The organism is Cupriavidus sp. 05T313 (genome assembly GCF_056396665.1).
Genome location: NZ_JBFTLX010000269.1, coordinates 1 through 9,500, shown reverse-complemented (window position 1 = coordinate 9,500; position 9,500 = coordinate 1). Strand labels below are relative to the sequence as shown.

Annotated in this window: 7 protein-coding genes; all 7 read right to left on the bottom strand. The window is 64.3% G+C overall.

Annotation, left to right across the window (positions count from 1 at the left end):
• Nucleotides 1-793: 793 nt before the first annotated feature.
• The gene (locus AC1DKD_RS35130; RefSeq protein ID WP_441625304.1) at nucleotides 794-1,822 is read right to left on the bottom strand and encodes an ABC transporter ATP-binding protein; all 1,029 of its coding nucleotides are present in this window, start codon (nucleotides 1,820-1,822) and stop codon (nucleotides 794-796) included.
• Nucleotides 1,812-2,789 carry an ABC transporter ATP-binding protein gene (locus tag AC1DKD_RS35125; RefSeq protein ID WP_441625102.1) on the bottom strand — a complete coding sequence of 326 codons (978 nt, stop codon included), beginning with the start codon at nucleotides 2,787-2,789 and terminating at the stop codon, nucleotides 1,812-1,814. Before AC1DKD_RS35125 ends, AC1DKD_RS35130 begins: the two co-directional genes overlap by 11 nt.
• 98 nt (nucleotides 2,790-2,887) lie before the next feature.
• Nucleotides 2,888-4,591 carry an ABC transporter substrate-binding protein gene (locus AC1DKD_RS35120; RefSeq protein WP_441625100.1) on the bottom strand — a complete coding sequence of 568 codons (1,704 nt, stop codon included), beginning with the start codon at nucleotides 4,589-4,591 and terminating at the stop codon, nucleotides 2,888-2,890.
• Between the two features lie 102 nt (nucleotides 4,592-4,693).
• Entirely contained in the window at nucleotides 4,694-5,563 is an 870-nt protein-coding gene (locus AC1DKD_RS35115) for an ABC transporter permease (RefSeq protein WP_045235745.1), read from the bottom strand.
• Between the two features lie 56 nt (nucleotides 5,564-5,619).
• Entirely contained in the window at nucleotides 5,620-6,576 is a 957-nt protein-coding gene (locus AC1DKD_RS35110; RefSeq protein ID WP_477102237.1) for an ABC transporter permease, read from the bottom strand.
• Nucleotides 6,577-6,977: 401 nt separating this feature from the next.
• Entirely contained in the window at nucleotides 6,978-8,117 is a 1,140-nt protein-coding gene (locus tag AC1DKD_RS35105) for an acyl-CoA dehydrogenase family protein (protein ID WP_441625096.1), read from the bottom strand.
• A gap of 32 nt (nucleotides 8,118-8,149) precedes the next feature.
• A complete protein-coding gene (locus AC1DKD_RS35100; RefSeq protein ID WP_477144309.1) occupies nucleotides 8,150-9,334 on the bottom strand; it encodes an acyl-CoA dehydrogenase family protein in 1,185 nt (394 codons plus the stop codon).
• Nucleotides 9,335-9,500: the final 166 nt, after the last annotated feature.

Here is a 9,500-nt window from a genome sequence, read left to right as displayed (position 1 = left end):
GCGCACTACACGGGTTTCGTGGTGCGGCCCCTGATTGCACACCCCAGCGCCCATTCGGCCATCTGCCGTTCGCGGTGCAATGGGCCACGGCATCTCATGCCTTGCTGGTTTCGTGGTTTTGTCTCTGACGGCGAATACCCTGCCATTCGACACCCTGCCGTACCGGCGCTGGCCGTGGCTGAATGCAATCGTCTTCGTTTCGTGGTGGGCACCGTGGCCCGGTCGGCGAACACGGAAGGATCTGGCGCTTCCGGGATTCGTGGTGAGGCCCCCGGTAGCAGACATCACTTGCTTCAAGCCGTCTGTCGCTCGCGTAGTGGCCGCCCACGAAGTTGCAGGCGCACCGGTTCCGTCGTGSGCGCGGTGGCACCGGGTTGATATGCCCAAGACCCTGATCACCGCGCCCGCCCCACCACGAAACCATTGGCAGGCGATGTATCGTGGTGCTTCGCRCCGGTAACGGCAGATGGCCGAATGGGCAAGGATTCCGCTACCGGGGGYCGCACCACGAATCCCGGAAATTGGCAGATTCGTGACCCTGCAAGCTGGTACCGGCAGAAGCTAGCAGAACTGCTGGCCGYACGACGAAATCACCAATGCGAAATAGCCTGATTGCTCTGCCCCCGGCAGGGTCGGCTTTCTTCTCGTTAGTCTTCTTTGCCGAAGCAAAGAAGAGTGACCGGCGTCCCCCGCAGGGGGATGTCGTATTCCTTTGGGTGCAATAACCAACACCGCCAAATTAAAATCAAACTCAAATCAAATTTAGAGAAAATTCAGACCAAAAAACAATACCCTACCCCTCCAAATGGCAAGCCACCATCTGCCCACCCCCCCTCTCCCTCAACACCGGATCCTCCACCCTACACCGCTCAGTAGCCTGCGCGCAGCGCGGATGAAACCTGCACCCCGACGGCGGATTCAACGGACTCGGCACCTCCCCTTTCAGCACAATCCGCTCCCGCCTTTCCTCTGCCTCGACACTGGCCACCGGCACGGCGGACAGCAACGCCCTGGTATAGGGATGCCGCGGATTCGCATATAGCTCGTCACGGCTGGCGATCTCCACAATGCGCCCGAGATACATCACGGCAATCCTGTCGCTGATGTGCCGCACCACCGCGAGATCGTGGGCAATAAAGACATAGGTCAACCCAAGCCGCCGCTGCAACTCCATGAACACATTGACCACCTGCGCCTGAATCGACACGTCCAGCGCGGAGACCGGCTCGTCGCAGACAATCAGGCTGGGCTCCACGGCCAAAGCGCGGGCAATGCCGATGCGCTGGCGCTGTCCCCCGGAAAACTCGTGCGGGTAGCGGTCCGCCATGTAGGGCAACAGCCCCACCATCTGCAACAGCTCCGCGATGCGCGCGCCATAACGCGCCTTGTCGCTCGCCATGCCATGCACCTCCAACGGCTCACCGATGATATCGCGCACCTTCATGCGCGGATTCAGCGATCCGAACGGGTCCTGGTAGACCATCTGCACGCTGCGCCGGAAGTTCTTTTCCTGCGCCTTGCTGAAGGTGGAGAAGTCGTCCCCGTCGAAGGCGATCCGTCCGCCGCTGGCGGCGAGCATCTTGATGATGGCCAGCCCGGTCGTGGATTTTCCGCAGCCGCTTTCACCAACGAGGCCGAGCGTCTCGCCACGCCTGAGCGTGAACGACACGCCGTCCACGGCCTTCACAGATCCCACTTGACGCTTGATGAAGAGGCCCTTGGTCACGGGGAAATGAACCTTGAGGTTCTCGACGCGCAGGATCTCGTCGCCAATCTCGCCATACCGGGGCGCGGCAGACGCCGCCTGTGTCTCAGTCTGCATCATGGAGGAAGCATGCCTTGTAGTGGTTCGGGCGAACGGCGCGCAGCGCCGGGCGCGACAGGGCGCATTGATCGGAGGCGAGCTTGCAGCGCGGCATGAAGGCACAGCCGGGCGGCAGCGCGGTCAGGTCGGGCGGCTGGCCGTCGATCGGCACCAGCGGCTGACGGGTATCGCCGTCAATGCGCGGCACCGAGGCCATCAGGCCACGCGTGTACGGGTGCGACGGATGGCCATACAGCTCCCGCGCGCTCGCGGTCTCGACCATGCGCCCGCCGTACATCACGGCCACGCGATCGGCATAGCGCGCCACCACGCCCAGGTCGTGCGTGATCAGGATCAGCGCCGTGTCCGACTTGCTGGCGAGATCCTTCAGCAAGTCGAGAATCTGGGCCTGCACCGTGACGTCGAGCGCAGTGGTCGGCTCGTCGGCGATGATCAACTGCGGCTTGCAGGCCAGCGCCATGGCAATCATGGCGCGCTGGCGCATGCCGCCCGAGAACTGGTGCGGATAGGCGCCCAGCCGGCTTTCCGCTTCCGGGATCTGCACCTTGCCGAGCAGCTCGCCGGCAATGCCGAGCGCGGTCTTCCACGGCATGCCCTGATGCAGGTTCATCGGCTCGGCGATCTGCTTGCCCACGGTCAGCGCCGGATTCATCGAGGACATCGGCTCCTGGAAGATCATGGCGATGCGGTTGCCGCGAATCGCGCGCATGCGCGCCGGACTGAGCCGCAGCAGGTCTTGTCCGTCGAACAGGATCTCGCCCGCTTCGATCCGCCCGGCCGGGCTGGGAATCAGCCCGAGGATCGACAGCGCGGTCACGCTTTTTCCCGAGCCGGATTCGCCGACGATAGCCAGCGTCTCGCCCGGCGCCACGTCGAACGAGACCTGGTCGACCGCCGTCACCACGCCGCGGTCTGTACGGAACCGCGTAGTCAGCTTGTTCACCTGCAGAATGGGCTGCGTCATGCGCCTCCTCCGAGCGGCAAAGTGGCAAAGTGGCCAATTGCCTGAATGACAGTATTGCGCGGGCCGGGCGCTCCGGCCCGCGCGTTCGCGTCACGGGTTCAGAATCCCATCTTCTTCTTCATGTCCTGGTCGATCCACATCCGCGCGTAGATCGGGCCGGGACGCACCGCGCCCGCACGCAGTTCGGCGTCGTAGTTCCTCACCCAGGGCCACCATGCGGTGTACTGGTAAGGGATCGGCAGCCAGATATACGGCGCATCCGCCAGCACGTCCCGCGTCAGCGCGCGCAATGCCTCCTGGCGGCGGCCGAGGTCGCGCATCTGGAAGGCTTCGTTCACGCGCTGCTCRTACTTCGGATCGCCCCACTGCGCAGCATTCCACACCTGGCCCTTCACGAAGCTCTTGCGGATCGTGGTGGTCGGGTTGGTATGCCCGTTGCTCATCAGGTAGCCGGGCGCATTGGTCTTGGTGGTCATGGCCGACAGGAAGGCGCCGTACTCCATCGGCTGGATCTCGATGCGCACGCCGACCTGTTCGAGATAGGCTCCGATCAGCGGCAGCAGCTCCAGGTGCTCGGGCTGGCAGGCGCATACCTGCACCTTGAACGTGAAGCCTTTCGCATACCCCGCCTCCGCCAGCAGCTTGCGTGCCTTGTCCGGGTTGTAGGTGAACAGCTCCTTCACCTGTTCCGGCATGGCGCTCAGCGGTTCGAAGTAGCCTGCGTAATCCGGATGCTGCGGATAGGCGAACAGTTCGGCATTGCCGCCGTAGAACTGCTTGACGATCTCCTGCTTGTTGACCGCCATGTTCAGCGCGCGCCGCACCCGGACGTCGTTGAACGGCTTGGTGTCGACGCGCAGCGCCACGTACTGGCCATTGGTCGACAACCAGCGCGACCACTTGAGCGCCGGCGCGCTCTTCTTGAGTTCATCGACAGCGGTCCAGCGGACATACTCCAGCACGTCGAGCTTGCCGGTGCGCAGCATGGTGTTGCGGGTGGACTCGTCCTTGACCGTGCGCAGTACCACCTTGTCGACGAAGGGCAGCTTGTAGTCCTTGCCGCCGATCTTGTCGCTGTCCCAGTATTGCGCGTTCTTGGTATAGGTGCTGGAAGTGCCCTGCACGAAGTTGCTCAGCAGGAAGGGCCCGCTGCCGTTCACATTCTTCCAGTTGCCAGCGCCGGCGGCCGCCACTTCCTTGGGCATGATGCCGGAGTAGTAGCCCCARCCAAAGCGGTAATCCCATTCGGCGTTGTATTCCTTGAAGCGGAATACCACGGTGTACTTGTCGGTCGCCTCGACCTTGGTGAGGTGGTCGTAGTAGGTCGGGATCTTCTTGGCGCTGCTGTTCATCCGGGTATAGCTGAAGACCACGTCGTCGGCCACCAGCTCGCGCTCTTCCATCACGCCGGCCTTGGCGGGAAACTTGACGCCCTTGCGCAGCCTGACTTCCAGCGTCAGCGGATCGACCCACTTCCAGCTCTCGGCAAGCTCGCCGCGGATCGCATCCTCCGGCAGCCAGGCGTCCGCCTGGAAGGCATATTTGCCGCCGTTGCGCCTGGACTTGGAAAGATCGGCCACGAAGAGCTGCTCGTAGACCTGCCCGGTATCGTAGTTCTGCTTCCAGTTCCAGTCTGCCAGGTCCCAGGACAAGGCCGAGATGGTCGGATACATCGAGCCGATTTCGAGATTGCCGCCGTATTTCGGCGCTTCGGCCTGCGCACTGGCCACGCCGGCGGACAGCGCCAGTGCCACGCCCGTTGCCACCGAGACTATTGTTCTTTTCAAACCGCGTCCCTCCATCGTTGTCTCCTAGTTGCGCCCGTCAAGTCGCGACGCAAGCGATGCGCCCGCGCCCCTGGATCCTCCCGGGCCGGCGTCATGGCGCCGGCCTCTGGTATCGCGTTACCGCGTGCCGCGCATGCGCGGATCGAGCAGGTCGCGCAGTGCGTCGCCATAGACGTTGATGGCATAGACGACCACGGTGAGGCAGATGCCGGGGGCCAGCGCCAGCCAGGGCCCCTGGAACATGAAGGTACGGCCGTTGCCGGAGAGCATGCCGCCCCAGGTCGGCGCCGGCGGCGGCACGCCGAGCCCGAGGAAGGACAGTCCGGACTCGGCCAGGATGGCCGTGCCCACGCGCGTGGTGAACAGCACGATGATGGGCGGCAGCACGTTGGGCAGGATATGGCGCCACAGGATGCGGCCGGTGGAAGCGCCCATGGACTGCGCGGCGTGGACGTACATGTTCTCGCGTACAGAGACCACCGCGCTGCGGATGATGCGCGATCCGCCGACGCCCAGCAACAGGCCAAGCGTGCCGATGATCTGCCAGCTGCCCGGGCCGAGCACGGACACCACCACGATCAGGATCACCAGGTCCGGAAAACTCATCCACGCATCCACCATGCGCTGCACGATCAGGTCGAATTTGCCGCCAAGGTAGCCCGACAGGATGCCGATCACCACCGACACCGCTGTGGCCAGCGTGGCGGCCGACAGCCCGATGATCACGGAAAGCTGCGCCCCGTACAGGCAGCGCGACAGCATGTCGCGCCCGAGGTTGTCGGTGCCGAAGGGATGCGCCCACGACGGTGGCTGCAGCCGCTTCATCATGCTGATCTCGTTGACGCCATATGGCGCCAGCCAGTCGGCGAAGACGCCGCAGAACAGGAAAATCAGGCAGATCACCGCGCCGGCGGCGCCCAGCGGCTTCTCCCGGAAAAGGCGCTTCACCAGGGCAAGGGCAGCGACAGCCCAACCCGTGCCGGACATCTCCCGCGGCGGTTGCACCGCCTGGATTGCGGGGGCGTTTGCGATTGGACGGGCCATCAGCGATGCCTCACTTTCGGATCGAACAGCCCGTAGCTCAGGTCCACGAGCAGGTTGATAAGCATGACTGCCACGCCGACCACCAGGAACACACCGGTGATGACGGGATAGTCCCGCTGGTTGACCGCGTCCAGCAACAGCAATCCCATGCCCGGCAGCGCGAAAATCTGCTCGATCACCACCGCGCCGCCGATCAGCAGCGGCGCTTGCAGGCCGATAAGCGTCACCACCGGGATCAGCGCGTTGCGCAGCGCATGGCGCAGGATCACCAGGCGTTCGTTCAGTCCCTTGGCCCATGCCGTGCGGATGTAGTCCTGCCGCAGCACCTCCAGCATCATCGTGCGCGTCATCCGCATGGTGATGGCGGACAGCGCCATGCCGAGGATGATGGCGGGCACCAGCATGTTGCTGATGTGCTGGAGCGGATCTTCAAGGAAGGGGACGTAGCGTACCTCCGGCGACCAGCCCCACCACACCGAGGGAAACACCATGACCATCGTGCCCAGCCAGAAGCTCGGCACCGCGAGCATCAGGATGGAGAAGGAGCGCGCCACGTAGTCGGCCGCGGTGTCCTGCCGGATGGCCGACAGCACGCCGACGGGCAACGCTACCGACAGCGCCACGAACAAGGCCAGCGCGCCGAGCGAAAACGTCGCAGGCATGCGCGCYACCACCATCTTCAGCACCGGCTCGCCCTGCCACAGCGACTGGCCCAGGTCGCCGTGCAGCGCGATGCTGCCGACCCAGTGCAGGTACTGGCGCCACATCGGCTGGTCCAGCCCGAGCGCGCGGATCAGGTCGTCGCGGCTTTTTGCATCGGCGCTGATGTCGTTCTGGCTCAGCATCAGGTCAACCACATCGCCCGGCACCATGCGCACGATCACGAAGACGATCAGGCTGGCGAACAGCAGCGTCGGCAGCAGCGCCAGCAAGCGGCGCAGGATGTAGGCGCTCATAGCGTGGCGCCCGCTTCGAAGAAAGATACCGTAGATACGATAATTCTTGCCGCCCCGACCATAGCATCTCCTGTTCGGTGCTTCATGTGGCTGACCCGTGCCGCACGCCGGAATCGCTTTACGCTCAAATAAAGCGAACTACAACCAGAAATAGAGAATCCGCACGACGATTTTCCACCGGACTGCTGTTTATGCAGATAGCGTACTTAGCATACCCAGAGTTCTAATTCGTGACAACCGAACTCGCCCTTGAATGTCTAGTGGATTTACCTAGGGTCCGCGTTCGCGGCGCGCACGTTGTGCAATGCAAACCCGCCAGCGCAGGAGCGAGGGCGAGCGCAGGCCCCGCGCCTGCGCGCGGAAGACCTGCGAAACGGTTTCAGGATGGTGCGCTGCGGCGCTCAGTAGCCGCGCAGCGTGGCCCAGCGATGCGCGTGGAAGTTGGTATCGCCGAGCAGTGTTTGCGCGGCGCAAGCGCGCTTCATATAGAAGCCGATCTCGAACTCGTCGGTCATGCCGATGCCACCGTGCATCTGCACGCCTTCCTGCACCGCAAGCGTCGCCGTGCTGCCGGCCCGCGCCTTGGCGGCCGATACGAGGGCAACAGGCTGGGCGGGGCTTTCGTCGAGCAACTGCTGGCTGCGCAACACCGCCGAGCGCGTGATCTCGATTTCGCTGAACAGGTGGGCGGCGCGATGCTGCAGCGCCTGGAATTCACCGATGATCTTGCCGAACTGCCTGCGCTCCTTCAGGTACCGCAAGGTACGTTCGAACGCCTCGTCGGCAATGCCGACGAGTTCCGACGCCAGCGCGGCGCGCGCGATATCGAGGACCTGGTCGAGCATGGCCGCGCCGCCGCCCACCTGGCCGAGCACGGCGCCGGCGTCGACCCGAACATCCCGGAACCGAACCCGGGCCGCATTGCGGGCATCCGCCATCACGGTACGCTCGATGTCGATGCCATCGCTGCCACGCGGAACCAGGAAGAGCGTGATGCCATCCGGGTCGGCCGTGTCGCCACTAGTGCGGCCCACTACGATCGGCGTATCCGCGATATGCCCGTCGATGACGAACACCTTGGCGCCATTGAGCACGTAGCCACCGTCCTGCTGCGCCGCACGCAGCGCCTGCCGTTCCGGCCGGTGCGCCGCGCTCTCGTCGATCGCCAGTGCCGTCAGGTGCTTGCCGGCGGCGATGGCTGGCAACAGCTTCGCCTTTTGCGCTTCGCTGCCGCACCGTGAGATCAGCGATGCGCCAAGCAAGGCGGTGGAGAAGAATGGCGTGGGCGCCAGCGTGCGGCCAAGCGCTTCCATGAGGACGCCAGCCTCCACCACACCAAGCTCGCTGCCGCCATACTGCTCGGGGATCAGCACGCCGGCAAAGCCCAGTCCGGCGAAGTCCTTCCAGAGTTGGGTCGAGAAGCCGGTCTCGTCGCGCGTATCGCGCAGCTTGCGCAACATCGCGACCGGCGCGCTTTCGCGCAGGAATGCCAGGGCGCTGTCCCGCAGCATCTCCTGGGTCTGGTTCAATACGATGGCCATGGTCGTTTTCGAAGCGTGGCGTTCAGGCGGGGTCAGGCGCCGGGCAAGCCAAGCAGGCGCTTGGCAACAATATTGAGCTGCACTTCGCTCGTGCCGCCCTCGATCGAGTTGGCTTTGCTGCGCAGCCAGCCGCGCGCGGTGGCGCCATCCTGGCTGCGCTCGCTCTCCCATTCCAGCGCTTCGCTGCCGCCGATCGACATCAGCAGTTCATAGCGCCGCTTGTTGAGTTCGGCCCCGTAGTACTTCAGCACCGAGGAGAACGCCGCGATGCCCTCGCCTTGCCTGGCGAGGTCCACCGCCCGCTCGCCCGCCAGCCCGAAGGCCAACTCGTCGATCTCGAAGGTGGCGATCTGCGCGCGCAGCATCGGCGCATCGACCTCGCCGCGTTCGTTCTGGCCCAGCGTGTCGCGGGCAAGCCTGCCCATCGGCGGGCRCTGCCCGCGGCTGCCGATGGCGCTGATCATTTCGCGCTCGTGCGTCAACAGGTACTTGGCGATGGTCCAGCCGCCGTTCGGCTCGCCGACCAGGTTGCCGCGCGGCACCACGACATCATCGAAAAAGGTCTCGCAGAATGGCGACTTGCCCGAGATCAGCACGATCGGGCGCGTCGACACGCCCGGCGTCTCCATGTCGAACAACAGGAAGCTGATGCCGGTATGCTTCTGCGCCGCAAAATCGGTACGCACCAGGCAGAAGATCCAGTCCGCCTTGTCGGCGTAGGAGGTCCAGACCTTCTGGCCGTTGACGACAAAGTGATCGCCACGCTCGTCGGCGCGCGTCTGCAGCGAGGCCAGGTCCGACCCGGCGTTCGGTTCCGAGTAGCCCTGGCACCAGCGAATTTCCCCACGCGCGATCCTGGGGAGGTGCTCCCGCTTTTGCTGCTCCGTACCGAACTTCAGCAACGCCGGGCCAAGCATCCAGATGCCGAAACTTTGCAGCGGCACCCGGCAACCAAGCGCCTGCATCTCCTGGCGCAGCACCTTGGCTTGCTCGCGGGACAGGCCGCCGCCGCCGTACTCGCGCGGCCACTCCGGCACCGTCCAGCCCTTCTCGCCCATGCGCGAGAGCCAGAGGCGCTGCGCTTCGGACTGGAAGCGGAACTTGCGTCCGCCCCAGCAGATATCGTCTTCGTTGCGTACCGGCTGCCGCATCTCGGACGGGCATTGCGCTTCCAGCCAGGCACGTACCTCCTGCCGGAAGGTTTCCAGGTCATCCACGCTTGTCTCCTTTTTTTATGGTTCATCCGACTTTCGTGTGGGTCAGCGCAGCTGGATGTAGGTTGAGACCACCGCAGTGGAAGTAGACGGCGATCTTAAAGTGGTCCGGATTGCGATAGCCGCAGGCTCGCTTCTGCACAGTGGCGATCTTGGAATTCAACCCCTC

Bases quoted from the DNA above. Each gene is read 5' to 3' on its own strand.
- AC1DKD_RS35130 (WP_441625304.1), bottom strand. From the start codon at position 1,822: ATGCAGACTGAGACACAGGCGGCGTCTGCCGCGCCCCGGTATGGCGAG.
- AC1DKD_RS35125 (WP_441625102.1), bottom strand. From the start codon at position 2,789: ATGACGCAGCCCATTCTGCAGGTGAACAAGCTGACTACGCGGTTCCGT.
- AC1DKD_RS35115 (WP_045235745.1), bottom strand. From the start codon at position 5,563: ATGTCCGGCACGGGTTGGGCTGTCGCTGCCCTTGCCCTGGTGAAGCGC.
- AC1DKD_RS35105 (WP_441625096.1), bottom strand. From the start codon at position 8,117: ATGGCCATCGTATTGAACCAGACCCAGGAGATGCTGCGGGACAGCGCC.